Annotated in this window: 16 protein-coding genes and 1 pseudogene; 5 read left to right on the top strand and 12 right to left on the bottom strand. The window is 68.9% G+C overall.

The genetic code is table 11. From position 1 onward, the window contains the following. The 8 genes and pseudogenes from F9C41_RS38580 to F9C41_RS38615 form a co-directional block, all read right to left on the bottom strand. Positions 1 to 247 (bottom strand): annotated as a pseudogene (locus tag F9C41_RS38580) (sugar ABC transporter permease); the annotation flags it as partial. Positions 248 to 328: 81 nt separating this feature from the next. Then, complete coding sequence (locus tag F9C41_RS38585) at positions 329 to 1,621, bottom strand: ABC transporter substrate-binding protein (protein ID WP_155391807.1); 1,293 nt, start codon at positions 1,619 to 1,621, stop codon at positions 329 to 331. A gap of 112 nt (positions 1,622 to 1,733) precedes the next feature. Beyond that, positions 1,734 to 3,947, bottom strand: a complete 2,214-nt coding sequence (locus F9C41_RS38590; protein WP_155391808.1) for an RICIN domain-containing protein — start codon at positions 3,945 to 3,947, stop codon at positions 1,734 to 1,736. Then, positions 3,944 to 5,755, bottom strand: coding sequence for an RICIN domain-containing protein (locus tag F9C41_RS38595; protein ID WP_155391923.1), 1,812 nt, complete (start codon positions 5,753 to 5,755; stop codon positions 3,944 to 3,946). Before F9C41_RS38595 ends, F9C41_RS38590 begins: the two co-directional genes overlap by 4 nt. Before the next feature lie 458 nt (positions 5,756 to 6,213). Continuing rightward, positions 6,214 to 7,242 carry a LacI family DNA-binding transcriptional regulator gene (locus tag F9C41_RS38600; protein WP_155391809.1) on the bottom strand — a complete coding sequence of 343 codons (1,029 nt, stop codon included), beginning with the start codon at positions 7,240 to 7,242 and terminating at the stop codon, positions 6,214 to 6,216. A 32-nt stretch (positions 7,243 to 7,274) separates the two neighbouring features. Continuing rightward, the gene (locus F9C41_RS38605; protein WP_155391810.1) at positions 7,275 to 8,123 is read right to left on the bottom strand and encodes a viperin family antiviral radical SAM protein; all 849 of its coding nucleotides are present in this window, start codon (positions 8,121 to 8,123) and stop codon (positions 7,275 to 7,277) included. After that, a complete protein-coding gene (locus F9C41_RS38610; RefSeq protein WP_196280149.1) occupies positions 8,120 to 9,196 on the bottom strand; it encodes a thiamine-phosphate kinase in 1,077 nt (358 codons plus the stop codon). The genes F9C41_RS38605 and F9C41_RS38610 overlap by 4 nt, the downstream gene beginning before the upstream one ends. 35 nt (positions 9,197 to 9,231) lie before the next feature. Continuing rightward, positions 9,232 to 10,041: a hypothetical protein gene (locus F9C41_RS38615; protein WP_155391812.1), complete on the bottom strand. Its 810-nt coding sequence runs from the start codon at positions 10,039 to 10,041 to the stop codon at positions 9,232 to 9,234. 374 nt (positions 10,042 to 10,415) lie between these two features. Here F9C41_RS38615 and F9C41_RS38620 point away from each other — a divergent pair, with 374 nt between their 5' ends. From F9C41_RS38620 to F9C41_RS38630, 3 genes are all read left to right on the top strand, one after another. Then, entirely contained in the window at positions 10,416 to 11,255 is an 840-nt protein-coding gene (locus F9C41_RS38620) for a carbohydrate kinase family protein (RefSeq protein WP_155391813.1), read from the top strand. A 194-nt stretch (positions 11,256 to 11,449) separates the two neighbouring features. Continuing rightward, the gene (locus F9C41_RS38625) at positions 11,450 to 12,184 is read left to right on the top strand and encodes a DsbA family protein (protein ID WP_230690337.1); all 735 of its coding nucleotides are present in this window, start codon (positions 11,450 to 11,452) and stop codon (positions 12,182 to 12,184) included. Between the two features lie 2 nt (positions 12,185 to 12,186). Continuing rightward, positions 12,187 to 12,852, top strand: a complete 666-nt coding sequence (locus F9C41_RS38630) for a vitamin K epoxide reductase family protein (RefSeq protein WP_155391814.1) — start codon at positions 12,187 to 12,189, stop codon at positions 12,850 to 12,852. Between the two features lie 197 nt (positions 12,853 to 13,049). On the opposite strand, the gene hypE is transcribed toward F9C41_RS38630, so the two are convergent. The 4 genes from hypE to F9C41_RS38650 are packed head-to-tail and all read right to left on the bottom strand — an operon-like array spanning position 13,050 to position 15,940. Next, entirely contained in the window at positions 13,050 to 14,183 is a 1,134-nt protein-coding gene (hypE, locus tag F9C41_RS38635) for a hydrogenase expression/formation protein HypE (RefSeq protein WP_330164810.1), read from the bottom strand. After that, positions 14,180 to 15,307 carry a hydrogenase formation protein HypD gene (hypD, locus tag F9C41_RS38640; RefSeq protein ID WP_155391815.1) on the bottom strand — a complete coding sequence of 376 codons (1,128 nt, stop codon included), beginning with the start codon at positions 15,305 to 15,307 and terminating at the stop codon, positions 14,180 to 14,182. Before hypD ends, hypE begins: the two co-directional genes overlap by 4 nt. An 11-nt stretch (positions 15,308 to 15,318) precedes the next feature. Then, positions 15,319 to 15,591, bottom strand: a complete 273-nt coding sequence (locus F9C41_RS38645; RefSeq protein WP_155391816.1) for a HypC/HybG/HupF family hydrogenase formation chaperone — start codon at positions 15,589 to 15,591, stop codon at positions 15,319 to 15,321. A gap of 4 nt (positions 15,592 to 15,595) precedes the next feature. After that, the gene (locus F9C41_RS38650) at positions 15,596 to 15,940 is read right to left on the bottom strand and encodes a hydrogenase maturation nickel metallochaperone HypA (RefSeq protein ID WP_196280150.1); all 345 of its coding nucleotides are present in this window, start codon (positions 15,938 to 15,940) and stop codon (positions 15,596 to 15,598) included. Between the two features lie 221 nt (positions 15,941 to 16,161). On the opposite strand from F9C41_RS38650, the gene F9C41_RS38655 reads away from it, so the two are divergent. Continuing rightward, complete coding sequence (locus F9C41_RS38655; RefSeq protein ID WP_155391818.1) at positions 16,162 to 16,641, top strand: hypothetical protein; 480 nt, start codon at positions 16,162 to 16,164, stop codon at positions 16,639 to 16,641. Then, on the top strand, positions 16,638 to 16,952 hold the full coding sequence (locus F9C41_RS38660; RefSeq protein WP_155391819.1) for a winged helix-turn-helix domain-containing protein: 315 nt from the start codon (positions 16,638 to 16,640) through the stop codon (positions 16,950 to 16,952). The genes F9C41_RS38655 and F9C41_RS38660 overlap by 4 nt, the downstream gene beginning before the upstream one ends. Positions 16,953 to 16,985: the final 33 nt, after the last annotated feature.

Genomic DNA, 16,985 nt, shown 5'->3' on the forward strand with positions numbered 1-16,985 from the left:
TCGACAGCACCCAGATCTGGGCGGTGTTCCGCAACGCGTTCCAGAAATACTCGTCCGCGAACAGATCCCGGTAGTTCTGCAACCCCAGGAACGTGTGCGTCTCCGACAACAGGCTCCACTCGTGCAGGGAGACCCACGCGGTGTACGCCAGCGGGAAGATCCCGAACGCGGCGAAGAGGAGGAAGAACGGGACGATGTACAGGTAGGGCGAGCCCTTCACGTCCAGGCGGTAGAGCAGGGCTTTCATGTCCGGCCAGCGATCCCTTCAAGTGGAGTGGACCGGGTCCGGCCGCGGCGGTCAACGCACCGCGGCCGGACCCGGTGCGGGTCACAGGAGTGCGTTGACGTCCTTGACGGACTGCGTCCAGGCCTCGTCAGGCTTCTGCTTGCCCTGCTCCACACGGGTCAGACCATTCTGAATCGCCGTGTTGATATCACCAGACTTCGGACCCATGTACTGCGGCACCATCGTCTTCACCGAGTTCGAGAAGATCTGACCGACAGGCGCGTTGTTGAAGAACGGGTTCTTGAAGTCCTTGATCACCGCGTCCTCGTAGAGGGAGACGGTCGACGGGAAGTTGCCGAGAGCGCGGAACACCTTCGCCTGCTGCTCCGGAGCCACCAGCCACTTGGCCAGCTTCGCGGCCTCCTGCACGTTCTTACCCTGCTTGGGCAGCGTCAGGAACGAACCACCCCAGTTACCGCCACCGCCAGGAACCGCAGCAATGTCCCACTTACCCGAAGAGTCCTTCGCCTGCGACTGGATGTAGGCCATCATCCACGACGGGCAGGCCAGGGTCACGAAACTGCCCTTGGCCATGCCGGCGTTCCAGTCCGCCGACCACGGCGCGATCTTCGCCGACAGGCCCTTGTTGATCGCATCGATCGTCAGGTCCCAGGCCTTCTTCACACCCGGGTTGGTCTCCACGACGACCTTGTCGGCGTCGTAGATACCCACCGGCTGCTGACCCAGGATCGAACGGTAGATGATCGTCGGGCCGTCCATCCAGGAGGAGCCCTTGATGTTGGCGTTCTTGAACTTCACGCCCGTGGCGATGTACTCCTCCCACGTCGGCCAAAGCTTCGACACGGCCTCACGGTCGGTGGGCAGGCCCGCCTTCTCGAAGATGTCGCGGCGGTAGCACATCGCCATGCCGCCGACGTCTGTCCCGAGGCCGACGACCTCGCCCTTGGCCGAGGAACCCTGCTGCCACTTCCACGCCGGCCACTGCGACTTGATGTCGTTGGCACCGTAGTCGGTCCAGTTGTAGAACTTGCCCGGGTTGGCCGTGAACTGACCCGCCCAGCCCTCCTCGATCGCCTCGATGTCCGCGGCGCCGGTGTTGGTGGCCAGGTGCGCGGCCAGGTTCTTGTGGTGATCCTCAGCCTTCGTGATCCGCTCCACGATCTCCACATTCGGATTCGCGGCCATGTACTCCTTGTACAAGTCCTTGTACCCGAACTCACCGAACGTCGCGATCGTGAGCTTGACCTTCTCACCCGGCTTCGCCGGGTCATCACTGCCACCACAGGCCGCGGTGCCCAGCACGAGCGCGGTCGCGAGCAGCGGGCCCGCGATCGTGAGCAGGCGGCGACGGGCGCCGGATGTTGCTGCACTCATGGACTTTCCTCCAGAGCTTGGGATATGTGAGTGGTGCTGATTTGCCTGTCATCCCGGCCGTCCGGGCAGTGCTTGCGCCGGACGGCCGGGGTGCTTGGTCGCGCCGTCGGCCTTACGGGCCGCTGACGAGGTTGACGACGTTGTTGGCGGAGTTCGCCGTCCCGCCGGTGTTGTTGATGACGCGGTTGATGGTTCCGGTGCCGCCGAGCGAGACGGTCACCATGTTGTGGAAGCGCGTGCCCGTCGTGGGCACCTCGAACGCCCGCTCGGCCACCACGGCCGGGTTGACGTTGAAGAAGGCGTAACTGCCCAGGCCCCAGGCTTCGTGGCTGGTGACCGTGTTGGCCACCTTGTACGCCGCGTAGCCGCGGGTGGACCCGTTCATCCAGGCCGCCTGGTTCGGCGGGTCGTAGGGCAGCTCGTTCTGGAAGAAGTAGGTCCGGCCGCCGTTGCCGTTCCAGATCACCTGGTACTTCTGGTAGTGCTCGACGAACAGGCCGTAGAACGTGATGTTGTTGCCGTTGACGACCAGCCCGGTGTCGGCGGTGTTGGTGCTCCACCCGACGCCGGAGCCGTGGTCGGCGCGCCAGATCCAGGTGTGGTCGCCGATCACGTTGTGGCTGTTGATGACCAGGCTCGTCGTGGCCTTGCCGACGCCCGCTCCGCCGATGCGGAAGAACACGTCGTGCAGCGAGGTCGGGTTGGCGGCGTGGCTCGCGCTGGAGCCGGCCGGGCCGACCTGCATGAGCGTCGCCGAGTTGGTCGTACCGGCGTCGATGAGGATGCCGGCGAGCTTGACGCCGTCCACGTCGGCGACCGACATCGCCATGACCCCGTTGTCCGGGATGATGGTGGCCAAGCCCAGGCCCAGCACGACGGTGTCGGGCCGGGTGATCCGGATGGTGTCGTTGACGTGGTAGACGCCGGGCGTGAACAGCAGGTTCTGCCCCGCGGCCAGGGCCGCGTTGATGGAGGCCGCAGTCGCGCCGGCCTTCACGATGTGGAACTGGCTGATCGGCAGGGACGTCCCGGCGGGGGTGCCGGTCGCCCAGGTGGTGCCGGTGCTGTTGCTGCGCAGGCCGGGCACGAACACCTGGTACGCGCCCGCGCTGTCGACGTACAGGAACGGCTTCTCCCGGACCACCGGCGTCGCGCCGACGTTGGTGTAGGGCGGGCTCGGGAACGTGTTGCCCGGGGCGCCCTGCGTGCCGACGAAGACCATGTTCCAGTTGGACCCGGCCCAGCTGCCGAACTGCGAGTTGCGCGAGATCCACTGCTGCTGGCTGCCCGAGTTGACCTGCCCGTCGATCTTCACGTCGGAGAACCAGCCGCCGCTGGCCCAGCCGCCGTCGTCGAGCAGCAGGTTGCCGCGCACGTGCATGCGGCGGTACGGCGCGGCCTGCGACACGGCCCAGCGGTCGGTGCCGCCGTTCGGGGTCACCGACAGGTTCTCCGCCCCGCGCCAGAAGTTCTGGGTCGCGTTGTTCGGCGGGAACCAGTCGGCCTCCACGTGCACCGACCCGTTGATGTTCACCGCGTCCGGCGAGAAGCCCAGACCCAGGACCTGGGTGTAGAAGCCGACGTTGACGTTGACGTTGTAGCTGCCCGGCTTGAACATCAGCGCGTACCGCTGGGTGCCGAACTGGTTCGTCTCCTGCCCCGAGAACACGCTGTTGAGCTGGGACTGGATGGTCGAGGCCGACATCGACGGGTCGAAGATGCGCACGTTCGGGCCGAGGTCGGGGTTGCCGGGGTTAGGCGGCACGGTGCTGGGCGAGGGCTGCGGCCCGCCGACCGGGTTGAGGAAGAATGACTGCGCTCCCGATCCGTTGCAGGTGTACTGCACCAGCTGCACGCTGTCGGCGGTCGAGGCCGCCGGCACGTCCAGGCACTTGCCGCTGAGCCGGCTGACGAAGTGGTATGCCCCGTCGGCCTCCTGCACCGCCTGCCACTGCTGGTTGTTGCCGCCGCCGTAGAGCCACAGGTGGATCGCGGCGTTGTCGGCGGTCGACACGTTGGAGACGTCCCAGACCTGGTTCACGGCCGGGGCGGTGCCGACCCGGAAGTAGCCGCCGCTGGTGGCGTCGAAGCGCCACTGCTGCGCGGCGGTGCCGTTGCAGGCGTACTGCTGCACCGCGGTGCCGTTGGCGCTGGCCGCGGCCCGCGCGTCGACGCACTTGCCGTTGCCCTTGTTGACCACCGTGTACGTGGTCCCGGAGACCACCGCGGCCTGCGCCGTGGTGCTGCCGAGCACGACCACGGCCACCGCGCCGATTCCGGCGAGCAGTGACGCCGTCAGCGTCGTGACGATGAGCCGCCGCTTCATGAGTACGTCCACTTCTGGTTCGCGCCGGTGGTGCAGGACCAGATCTGCAGCCGCGCGCCGTCGGCGGAGCTGTTGTCCTTCACGTCCAGGCAGGTGCCGGAGAACTGGTTCACGAACTGCTGGGTGCCGCTGTTGTAGGTCCACTTCTGGGAGGTGCCGGTGTGGCAGTCCCACAGGTGGGTCAGCGTGCCGTTGGCCGCGCTGGGTCCGGCGATGTCCAGGCACTTGCCCAGCGAGCTGAGCCGGCCGCTGGAGTCGCGGGTCCAGGACTGCGCGCCGGTGCCGTTGCAGGTGTAGAGTTGGATCGCGGTGCCGTTGGCGGTGGCCGAGCCGGCCACGTCGATGCACTTGCCGCCCAGACCCGTGATCGGGCTGGTGCCGCCGCCGGGGTTGCTGCCGGGGGTGCCCGACCAGGTGAAGGTCGCGGTGGTACGCGCCGGAAGCGTGTACACGAAGGACTGGTTGCCCCAGTTGACCCGCACCGACTGCGCCGAGGTGCCGCCGTTGTGCGCGATCAGGGCCTTGGACCCGTCCGGGTTCTTCCACGCGACGTTCTGGACCGTGCCGTTGGCCGTCGAGTCGATGCGGAACGCGCCCGGCTTGACGAACTTGGTCAGGTGACCGGTGGTGTAGTACTCGATGGTGTAGTCGACCTGCCCGGCCCGCGAGCCGCCCTCCTGCACGGTGATCAGGCCGGTGCAGACGTCGCAGCCGCCGTTGTGCGGGCCCATGTTCTGGTTGAGCGCCAGGCTCCACTTGACCAGGCTGCCGCTCCAGTTACGGGTGTAGTTGACGATGTCGGCCATGTCCTCGTTGTGCTGGTTGCCGATCCAGGTGCCGCCGGAGTGCTCGGTGCTGAACTGCTTCACCGCCGGGTACTGGTTGTGCACCTGGGTGCCGACCGACGGGTCGCCGAAGTAGCCGTGCCAGGCGATGCCGCCGAACAGCGGGTCGTTGCGGATGCCCGTGTCGGCCAGCGTGCCCGCGCTCATGCTGGCGTAGTCGCCGTAGTTCCAGTCGTGGATGAGCACCTTGGTGGTGATGCCCGCGGCGCGGAACGCCGGGTAGACGTGGTTCTTGGTGAACTCGGTCAGCCCGGAGGTGTTCCAGCTCATGCCCGGGTAGTTCATCGCCGTCGGGTTGCCGGACTGGCAGCAGTTGGGCTCGTTCTGCACCGAGATGTAGTTCACCGGCACGCCGATGGCCTGGTAGCTCTGGATGTACTTGACCAGGTACTGGGCGTACATCGGGTAGTACTCGGCCTTGAGCCAGCCCATCTGGTCCATCCGGCCGTTGTCCTTCATCCAGCCCGGCGCGCTCCACGGCACGCCCTTGACCCGCAGGGCCGGGTTCAGGTTCTTGGCCTGCTGGGTCAGCAGCCGGACGTTGGTGTCGTAGCCGTTGCTGCCGAAGTCGTTGAGGTTGCAGCAGGTGTCGTCGAGCGAGACGTGGCCCGGCCGGGACAGGTCGGACGCGCCGATCGGGTTGCGCACGAACGACAGGCCGATGCCCGCCGTCGGCGAGAACAGCTTGCTCATCACCTGGTCGCGGGTGGCCGCGCTGATCGGGCCGCCGCGCAGCAGGTAGGCCGTGGTGTCCGTGATGGACGCGCCACCGCCCTCGAACTGCTGGTAGGTGGTGCCCTCGTTGACGGTGATCGTGTGGTTGGCGCTGCCGCCGGCGGGGCCGAAGGCGATGTTGGCCTGCTGCTGCAGGCCGCGGGTGACCGTGCGGCCACCGGAGTCGGACGTGGTGGTGAGCCAGACGCTGACGCTCTCGCCGGCCGCGTAGGCCGAGGGGGCGATCATCGAGCCGGTCACCAGGAACGCGGTCGCCGCAGTGGCGGTGACCGCGATGGCGGTGGTCCAGCCTGACCGGGGACGGAACACGCGGGACCCTCCTTTCGACTAGCCATGGCGAGGCCATGACAGGACAGGACGCGGGGTCCGCCGGGCGCGCCGCGTGAGAGGTGGCGCGTCGTGACGCCTCGCGTGGGGGCTGTGGAGGACCGGGCGGCGGTGGGGCTGCCGCCAACCCGGTCCGGGCTGTTCCTGGTACACAGGGCCGTCGATGTAACCGATGTAACAGAATGATTGACGTCCTGTTGGCAGCACTGAAACATAAGGCATTCAGGCCTGTCAAGAGCTAGGTATGTCCGAGAAAGACGGCAGGATCCGGCCCGTTTCTGTTGAAACAAAATGAAACTGCCGCTGCCTGCAGAGAAAAGGAAGGACAACTTCCTATAACGTTCGACGGACGGCGCGCGTCAGCGGATCGGCGCGGCGGAGGTGGAGTCGCGGATGACCAACTCGGTGCCGAGCGAGACGTGCACGGCCTCCAGGGTGTGCCGGTCCAGCAGGCGCATCAGCATCGTCACCGCCATCCGGCCCATCTCCTGCAGCGGCTGGCGCACCGTGGTCAGCATCGGCGTAGTCGCCCGGCTCACGTCGATGTCGTCGAAGCCCGCGATCGACAGGTCCTGCGGCACGCGCAGCCCGCGCTCGTGCGCGGCGGCCAGCGCGCCGACGGCCATCTTGTCGTTGAACGCGACCAGCGCCGTCGGCCGGTCGGGCAGATCGAGCAGCTCGCCCGCCGCCCGGTAGCCGTTGTCCGTGTTCGGCTCGTTGACATGCCGCACCAGCTCGGCAGTGGGCAGCACCCCGGCGTCCGCCAGGGGTGCGACATACCCGGCCATGCGGGCATCGTTGGCCAGCCACTCCGGCGGGCCGCCGATGATGCCGACCCGGCGGTGGCCGAGCTCCACCAGATGCGACATCAGCCGCCGCGCCCCGGCGAAGTGCGCCGCGGACACGGTCACGATGTCCTTCGGGGCGGGCGTCCGCGGGTCGATCACCACGAACGGGAACTGCTGGTCACGCAACCGCACCAGGTCGTCGGGCGACTCGGGCGGCAGGATCAGGATCGCCCCGGCGACGTCCGGCCGGTCGGCCAGTGTCGGCAGCACCGCCGCCGACTGCGCCGCCTCGCCCGCGTTGAGCACCATCTGCCTGCCGTGCAGCTCGATGGTCTCCGCGATCGAGCTGACGATCAGCCCGAAGTAGTCGGTGAGCACGTACGGGCAGCGCACGTAGACCGCGCCGGCGGCCGGGGGCAGCTCGCCGCGGCGCAGCGGGGCCTTGTCACCCCGCCGGTGCACCGCCTGCAACACCAGGTCGCGCGTGTGCGGCGCGACGTTGGCCGCGCCGTTGAGCACCCGGGACACCGTCGCGATGGACAGGCCCGTCTCCGCGGCGATGTCGCGCACCGTGGCGCGTACGCCGACCGTCCTAGGCATGGGCGCACACGATACCCGACACCCGGCAGCCGTCATTCCGGCTGACGATAACGGCGGCTGTACTTCTCCCAGGAGATGCCGGCCGCGGCGAAAGCCGCCGCGACCCCGACCTCGGAGATGGGCCGGGAGTAGCGGTAACCCGGCCGGCCCTCGACGTGCCAGAAGAACCGGCCCATGGGGTCGACCATCACGTACGAGCCGGTCATCTCGTCGTTGTCCTCGCTGACGATGACCTTGCCGAAGCGCTGGTGGCGATCCAGGAAATCGCTGAACTGGGCGGGGGTCACGGCCTCCCGCTCGCCGTACACCGGAAGGACCTGGAATATCTTCCACCGGTCCGGCCGGACCGCGTCGATGAGCGGGGAGAGGTCCTCGTCGTGGTTCGCCAGGCAGACCACAGTATTGACCTTTATCCGGGCGGCGGCGATCTCACGCAGGCGCGACACGTAGCCGTAGAGCGACGCCCGGTCCAGCATCCCCTGGTGCTTGTCCAGGCGGCCGATGCGCCGGTTGGTCTCGTCCACCAGCGAGTCGACGCTGATGCCCACGAGGTCGACGTTGGCCGCGGTCCAGGCCACGTCGAACCGCCGGAGCATCAGGCCGTTGCTGACGTAGGAGACCCGGGCGCCGAGCTCCCGGCAGAGCGCCACCAGTTCCGGCAGCCGCTTGAGCAGCGCCGGTTCGCCGCCGACGAAATTGAAGCGGATGCCGTCCGGCCGGCCGCCGAAATGGGCGAACAGGTCCCGGATGACGGCCTCACCCGCGCCCGCATCCTCGAAGATCTCCGTTTTCGCTGCATCCAGCCCCCACTTGCCGAAGCAGAACGTGCATCCGTAGTTGCACCGCTCGGTGACATGGAGATTGACCACGAACTCACTCATACAAGGAAGTTGTCCTTCTCTATGTGGTCCATGAAGCTCCCCGCATCCTCGATGCGGTTCTTGAAGTGCTCGTTCACCACGCCACGGAGCGCGAACTCGACGCCGTCGCGATCCACCGCCACGACGCCTTCCCCCTCGGTGACCCGACCGATCTGAAACAGCGGCAGGCCTTCGGCCTCGGCCACCCGGACGAGTTCGTCGGCGCGCGAGTCCGGCACGCAGTAGAGGATGTTCCAGTCACCGCCACCGAACATCAGCTGGGTCAGCGGGATGGAGGTGGCTTTCGCGCACTCGACGGCATAGGTGTGGTACGGCACCGCATCGAGCTCGATCTCGATGCGCACACCCGCCGCCGCGAACGTCTGCAGCACGTCCAGCAGGCCGTCACTGGCGTCCATGCCGCACCGGGCGTAACCGCCCGCGTTCACCACGCCGGCGGTGCGCCATTGCGCAGTGGGAGTGCTCAGGTACTCGATGTAGCCCTCGGCCTCCGGCCGAGCCTCGCCCTGATGGACGTCACGGATCAGGAAATAGGAGCCCGCGAAGCCACCCACCCGGCCGGCACAGAACACCCGGTCGCCCGGTCGGGCCGTGTTGCGCGGCAGAAAGCGGTCGGCGCCCACGGTCCCGATCGCCGTGCCGACGACATGCGCGTCGGCGGCTTCCTTCGTGTCGCCGCCCGCGAACACGACACCATGACGACGGCATTCCGCAGCGGCCCCGAAGACGATGTCCCTGACGTTGGCCGCGGTCTCCTCGCCCGGCACCATGATCGCGATCATGACGGACAGCGGACGGCCGCCCGAGGCCAGGATGTCGCTGCAGTTGGCCGTGACAGCCATCCTCCCCCAGGTCTCGTAGCCGGCCAGCCCTAGGGAGAGGGCGACCGGACGCGACGCGCGGTCGATCTTCTGGATCAGGTCGAACGGAGAGTCCGGCATCGCGATGACGGAGGCGTCGTGCCCGAATCCGCCGATCAGCCGGGGATCGACGAACAGGTCACCCAGCAGCCCGGACAGGAATCCCTTCTCACCGAGCGAGCGGAGATCGACCTCGAAGTCCCTGGACGTCATGTGCAAGCCTTTCTGGATGGAGACACGTCGATCAGTCATTCGTCCGCGGCCGGGCGGGCGGCCCGTGGGTCCGCGCCGCCCGCAGCTGACGGCAGGCGGCTCGCAGGAGCCGGCGGACGCAGCCGGCCGACGCCCTTGAGCTGCTTCAGCTCATCGTCATCGATCTGGTACTTGGCATGCAGTTCCACGGCGACCGCGGCCAACCCCTCGCTGGCGTCGCCGTCCATCCGCTCGAACAGGCAGAAGACATCCGACACGTTCAGCCCGTAGGCCCGCAGATGGTTGACACACGTCGCCAGGAACGACCCCTCCATGCAGAGATCGTCGACGATGACGGCGGTCGCGCCCGGGAGGAATGTGCCCTCGATCGGATATCCGAAGCGCGGGGCGCGGCCGGTACGAATCATAAGGAAATCGAGTCCGAGCAGCTCGGCGACACTCGATCCCACCAGGAGGTTGCCCTCCCGCGGTGTCGCGATCAGAACGCCTTTGAGATCGGGTCCGAGGCCCTCCTCGATGAAGTCGGCCAGCGACCTGGCGAGCACGGCTCGCTTGGCCGGCACACAACTGGCGCTGTGCATGTCGAGGTATACGGCAATCGGCTGCGTGACCATGTATCCGACACCGGACTTGTCCGACTGGATGAAGATGTGATCCGCCGCGATCGTGCGCACCGGATCCTCGTCGATCTCGTCCAGAATCTTGTGTGCCTCACGGGACTCGACCTTGCTGCCGGGCGCCGCTATCGACGTCCGCTGCAGGCGGTATTGACTCACGTTCACCCCGAGTGTCACCAGGGCCACCACTGCACCGATGATGCCCGCCACCGCAACCGCGATTTCCATGCCGTCTCCACTGGACGTGCGAGCAATAAAGGAATGCCGGGTCGACGGACCGGCAAGGGCGGGATCGTCTATTTCGATGACTCACCGGTGACACCTCGCGCCCACTCAGTCCGCCACGATGCGCACCCTGGGTGCCGAACACGTTACCGTCGGCGTCGAGTGACGTCTATCAACTTTCGGGCGACCGGCCGACGGCCTACCGCACGAGAGTCGCTCATGAACACGACCGCGTATCCGTCACCGACGGTGGACCCTTACCCGGGCCTGGCATGGCTTACGACCGGCATGTCATGCCATGCGTATATTCGACGTCGCAACCGGCGACGCGTCACCTGTTTCGCAAGCCGATTCCGCCGCATTGCAGGGACTGACTCATGAAGCTGGTCATCGTTGGGCACATCGGCTTGAATGAGGACCGCACTCCGCACGGCAGCGCCGTGTCGCCCGGCGGAGCCGCGTACGCCTGCGCGCGCGGTGCGGCCGTGCTCGACGCCACGCAGGTGGGCGTGGTGGCGACGGTCGGCGACGACCTGAGCCTGGCGCCGATCCGGAGTCTCGGCGTGAACCTCCTCGGCGTCCGGGTCGCCCGCGGTCGTTCGCCGAGGTTCTACATCGACCAGTACCCGGACGGGCGACGCACGTTCAGTGTGGACTTCGGCATCGCCACCGAGGCCGTTCCGGACAGTTTCCCGCCGGCCTACCAGCTCACGCGACACGTCCACCTGGCGACGGCGCCACCCGAGCAGCAACTCGCCTGGCTGCTGCACCTGCGCCGCGTCCTGCCGCGAGCCACCATCTCCGTGGACATGTTCGAGCACTTCGCCGCGCAGGACGGCGCGCTGTGCCGCCAGGTGTGCCACGGCGCAGACCTGATCTTCATGAACGAGGAGGAGCAGCGCCTGCTCTTCAGCTCACACGACTACCCGCAGGTGCCGACGGTCGTGAAGTTCGGTCCCGGGGGTGCCGGCTACCGTAAGGACGGGCGCCTGCTGCGCGTCCACGCACCGCAGGAGCAGCCGGTCGACACCACGCATGCCGGCGAGATCCTGGCCGGGGTCTACCTCTCGCTGCGGGCGCACGGCCTGCCCCGGCAGGACTGCCTCACCCACGCCGTACGCGCCGCCAGCGCGAAGGTCACCCAGTTCGGCGTCAACGGAGACGCCTTGACGGCGACGCTGGACCGGATCCGAGCAGAGGTGACCGCAGCGGCCTAGGCTCCGTCGCGGGCCCGTGCCGACCCGCCCGCGGCGAACAGGCCTGGAACGGCGGCGCGACACGACACAGGTGATTCGCGGTGTTCTCACAGGAATCGCCCAGCCGTCATGGATAGAGTCCCCAGACAGCTGGGCCGCCCCCACCAGCGGTGATCTACGAATCCCCCACATCATTCCTGTGGAAAGGTGACGCGATGCCCGCGACGACCCGCCCTGCCTCGCGGCGGCCGGCCAAGACCGGCGGCAAGGGACGCAAGAATCTCAAGGCGCCGGCCACCGGCGGTATGAGCACCAACCTCAAGTTCACCATCGGCGTGCTGGCGGCGGTCGCGCTGATCGTCGGCGGGGCCGTGTTCTTCGCCATGAAGGGCGCGGCCGAGCCGGACGCCGCCGCCGCGAACCTGGTGCGCGCCGATTCGCACCGGATCTCCACCGCGGCCGACGGCAAGGTGACCATCGTCGAGTTCCTCGACTTCGAGTGCCCGTCCTGCGGGCGGGCCTACCCGGCCGTCGAGCAGCTGCGCAAGGAGTACGCCGGGAAGATCACCTACGTGGTGCGGGAATTCCCGCTCGACATGCACCCGAACGCCATGAACGCGGCCGCCGCCGCAGAGGCCGCCGCCACGCAGGGCAAGTTCGAGGCGATGTACAACAAGTTGTTCAGCACCCAGCAGAGCTGGGGCGGGCAGCAGACCGACCACGCCAAGACGTTCGACGGCTACGCCCAGGAACTGGGGCTGGACATGACGAAGTACCGCGCGGACGTCGCGTCGCAGCCGGTGCTCGACCGGATCGAGACCGACCGGGCCGACGGCGCGGCCGCCGGGGCGCGGGGCACGCCGACGTTCTTCGTCAACGGCCAGCTGTTCGAGCAGACGCCCACCTACGACAACCTGAAGGCCGTGGTCGACGCGGCGCTGGCGGGGTGAGCATGACCACGATCGAGGAGCGCGGCGCGAGCCACGCCGAGCAGACCGGCGCCGACGAGCACCCGGCCCCGCGACGGACCACCGTCGACCGCGCCATCGGCTGGATCCTGACCGTCACCGGCGCGCTCGGCACGGCGGCGGCGTTCACCCTGGCCGTGGAGAAGATCCACCTGCTGACCGATCCGTCGTACACGCCCTCGTGCAGCATCAACCCGGTGCTGTCGTGCGGCTCGGTGATGGTGACCGAGCAGGCGTCGGCGTTCGGCTTCCCGAACCCGCTGCTGGGCCTGGGCACGTTCCCGGTCGTCGTGACGCTGGGCGTGCTGCTGCTGGCCGGGGTGCGGCTGCCGCGCTGGGTGTGGCTGGGGCTGCAGGGCGGGGCGACGTTCGCGCTGGTGTTCGTGCACTGGCTGATGTTCCAGTCGTTGTACCGGATCGGCGCGCTGTGCCCGTACTGCATGGTGGTGTGGGTCGCGGTGGTGCTGCTGTTCTGGTACACGACGCTGTACAACCTGCACCACGGGCACCTGCGCGTGCCGGCGCGTCTGCGCGGCGCGGTGGACCTGGCCGTGGACGTGCACGCGGTCGGCCCGGCGCTGTGGCTGCTGGTCACGGTGGTGCTGATCGCCCAGGCGTTCTGGAGCCAGTGGCAGATCATGCTCGCCTGAACCTCCCGGTCGCCGCGACCCTCCTCCCCGTCGCGGCGGTCGGCTGCGGAAGGAGATCGCCGTTCCGGGTCCGACCTTGGGAGGGGGCCCCGGGTTCTTCCCGGACACGGCGATCTTCCCGTTACGGGAGCCGCAGCCGGATCGGGGCCGGTGACCGTGCCGCGGCCGGTGACCCGGACCGCGGCCCACCGGCGGCGTCAGCAGATGCGGGGCAGCGGATCCCCGACGAGCAGGTCCATGATGCGGGTGCCGCCGAAGCGGGTGCGCAGGAGGACCAGGTGGGCGGGGTCGTCGTCGACCTGGCCGATGATCGCGGCCTGCTCGCCGAGCGGGTGCCTGCGCAGCGCGGCCAGCGCGGCGTCGGCCGACTCCGGGGCGACCACCGCCACGAACCGCCCCTCGCAGGCGACGTAGAGCGGGTCGATGCCGAGCAGCTCCGCCGCCCCGCGTACGCCGGGACGCACCGGCACCGCCGCCTCGTCGACGACGATGCTCACCTGCGCCGCGCGGGCGATCTCGTTGAGGACCGTGGCGACCCCGCCGCGGGTCGCGTCGCGCATCGCCCGCACGCCCGCGCCGCACGCGTCGAGCAGCGCGGCGGTCGCCCCGTGCAGCGGCGCGGTGTCCGAGCGCAGGTCGACCTCCAGGTCCAGGTCGCCGCGGGCGATCAGGACGGTCATCCCGTGATCGCCGACCGGCCCGGACACCAGCACCAGGTCACCCGGCCGGGCCCGGCTGACACCGAGTTCGTGGTCGCGCTCGCGCAGGCCGACCCCGGCGGTGGTGATGTAGCAGCCGTCGGCCTGGCCACGCTGCACGACCTTGGTGTCCCCGGCGACGATGCGCACGTCGGCGGCGCGCGCGGCGGCGGCCATCGAGGTGGCGATGCGGGTGAGGTCGGCGACCGGGAAGCCTTCCTCCAGGATGAACCCGGCCGACAGGAACAGTGGGCGCGCGCCGGAGACCGCCAGGTCGTTGACGGTGCCGTTGACGGCCAGCTCGCCGATGTCGCCGCCGGGGAAGAACAGCGGCGACACCACGTACGAGTCGGTGGTGAAGGCCAGCCGGGTGCCCGCCACGGTCAGCGCCGCCGCGTCGTCGAGCGCGGCCAGCTGCGGGTTGTGGAACGCCTCCAGGAACACCGCCTCGACCAGGCTCTGCGTGGCCTTGCCGCCCGCTCCGTGGGCCATGGTGAGGCGTTCCTCGCGGACCCGGGCGCGGGCCCGGCGGGCCCGCGCGACGCGGTCCATGACGGCCTGCTCGCTGACGCCCGCCGCGGCCGCCGCGCCGGCCTCGGTGACCGGGCCGTCCAGCGTGAGGTCGCCGCTCACCGGGCCGTCACCTGGAGCAGCCGCTGGCGGCGGAACCGGCCGAAGTTGTAGTACGCCGCGCAGGCGCCCTCGGGCGACACCATGCAGGTGCCGATCGGGGTCTCCGGCGTGCAGGCGGTGCCGAACACCTTGCACTCCCACGGCTTGAGCACGCCCTTGAGCACCTCGCCGCACTGGCAGGACTGCGGGTCGGCGACCCGCACGCCGGGCACGTCGAAGCGCCGCTCGGCGTCGAAGTCGGCGTACGCCTCGGTCAGCCGCAGCGCGCTGTGGGAGATGAAGCCCAGGCCGCGCCACTCGAAGAACGGGCGCAGTTCGAGCACGTCGCCGAGCACCTTCAGCGCGGTCGGGTTGCCGTCCCAGGGGACGACCCGGCTGTACTGGTTCTCGATCTCGCAGCGTCCCTCGGCGAGCTGGGCGAGCAGCATGTCGATCGAGTGCAGGATGTCCAGCGGCTCGAACCCGGCCACGACCAGCGGCTTGGCGTACTGCTCCGCGATGAACCGGTAGGGCTCGCAGCCGATCACCGTGGACACGTGCCCGGGACCGAGGAAGCCGTCGAGGCGCTGGTCGGGCGAGTCCAGGATGGCCTTGATGGCCGGGAGGATGGTGACGTGGTTGCAGAAGACGGAGAAGTTGGTCAGCCCCTCCGCCTTGGCCCGCAGCACGGTGACCGCGGTCGACGGCGCGGTCGTCTCGAAGCCGATGGCCATGAAGACGACCTGGCGGTCCGGGTGCTGCCGGGCGATCTTCAGTGCGTCCAGCGGTGAGTACACCATGCGGATGTCGGCCCCGGCAGCCTTGGCGTCCAGGAACGACCCGTCACCGCCGGGCACCCGCATCATGTCGCCGAACGAGGTCAGGATGACCTCGGGGCGCTTGGCGATGGCGATCGCGTCGTCGACGCGCCCCATCGGGATGACGCAGACCGGGCAGCCCGGCCCGTGCACCAGCTCGACCCGCTCGGGCAGGTAGTCCTCCAGGCCGTGCTGGTAGATGGTGTGCGTGTGTCCGCCGCACACCTCCATGAACTTGTACACCCGGCCCGGTTCGCACCGGGCGGCGATCCGGGCCGCCAGTGCTCGGGCCTGTTCGGCGTCGCGGAACTCGTCCACAAAACGCATTGTCGCCTCGCTCAGTCGATGGTGGAGCTTCGCAGGGCGGTCAGCTCGTCGGCGTACGCGTCCCCGAGGCTCTTCAGGAAGTCCATCGCGGCCGTCGCCTCGGCCTCGTCGATCTTGGATAAGGCGAAGCCGACGTGGATCAGCACCCAGTCGCCCTCGCTGATCTCACCGGGCTCGAACAGCCCGATGTTGATGGCGCGGCGTACGCCGCTGACGTCGACCTGCGCCAGGTCCGGCCGGTCGGTCATGATCTCGACGACCTCGCCGGGGATACCCAGGCACATACGCTCAGGCCCGCAGATCGACGAGGTGGAGTTCCTCGAGGATGAGGTCGTCGCCGCCGGTGACCACCACGTCCGCGCTGCCGCAGAAGGCGCATACGGGCAGCATGTCCATGGACTGCTCGGCCCGGCCGCAGGCCGAACACGACACGTGCGCCGGCACGGCGACCATGTCGATCTCCGCGCCGTCGGCCGTGGTGCCCGTCGCGACCAGCGCGAAGCCCTGCTTGAGGGCGGGCTCGGCGACGCCGTGGCGCACCCCGATGCGCACCTTCACCCGGTTGACCTGCCGGCCGTCGGCGCGCTGCGTCACCGCGCCGAGGATGCTCTCGCAGAGTCCGATTTCATGCATTTTATCTCCTTTGTCCCGCATACCCAACGCCGGTCGGCCCGCCGGGGAAACGAACGCGAGCGCAGCTGCTTGCCCCACACGCTCGGGCCGAGGCGGCCCGCTCACGACGGGGCGTCGCGCTACTTCGGACAGCGCTGTGCCAACAATCAGGAAAGTTCTTTCCAGATGGGAAAGACGGGCGTACTTTCCTTGTAGGAAAATACTTTCCGAAGGAGGGCACCATGGCGGAGCAGATCCGTCCCGACGAGGCGGCGCAGGCGCTGGCTCGGATACGGGAGCAGCAGGAACAGGTCATCGACGCGCTGTCGATCCCCGACTGGTACTGGTGGCTGCTGGGCGGCCTCACCCTCGCGCTGACCGCCGCCGTGGAGTCCGCCGACCCCGTCGCGCTCGGCGCCGGCGTGGCGGTGTTCGTCGTCGGCCTGCTCACCGGGACCGGGTGGGTAGTCCGCGGATCGCTGCACGTCAAGCTGAGCAACGCCCTGCTGGGCGCGCGCGGGATCGGGCTCATCCTCGGCTTCGTCGCGCTGACCGTCGCGATCTCGCTCGGGCTGGCCTTCAGTCTGCAGGCCGCCGGAGTCGGCTACCCGGCGACGTGGGGCACCCTGGCCAGCGCCGTCCTGCTGGTCGCCGGCGGCCCGCTGCTCACCCGGGCGCTACGACGCGGCATGCTCGACCGGCGCGCACGCGGGTCGCGATGACGGTCGCCCGGTTCGACGAACTGATCCACGCCCCGACCCGGCTGGCCATCGTCGCGCTGCTCGCGGCGTCGGAATGGGCCGAGTTCAAGTTCATCCGCGACAGCGCCGGACTGTCCGATTCGGCGCTGTCCAAGCAGCTCACGACACTGGAAGAGGCCGGCTACGTGGAGATCCGCAAGGGCTTCGTGGGCAAGCGTCCGCGCACCTCGGCCGCGCTGACCCCGGCCGGACGGGTCGCGTTCGCCCAGCACGTGGCGGCCCTGGAGGAGATCGTGGCGCGGGCGGGCGCGACGATCCTGCCCAGCGGCTGACTTGCCCGTCGGCGTGGGCCCCCCGCGCGGGGG

Source organism: Catellatospora paridis, assembly GCF_009720365.1.
GTDB classification, from domain to species: Bacteria; Actinomycetota; Actinomycetes; order Mycobacteriales; family Micromonosporaceae; genus Catellatospora; species Catellatospora paridis.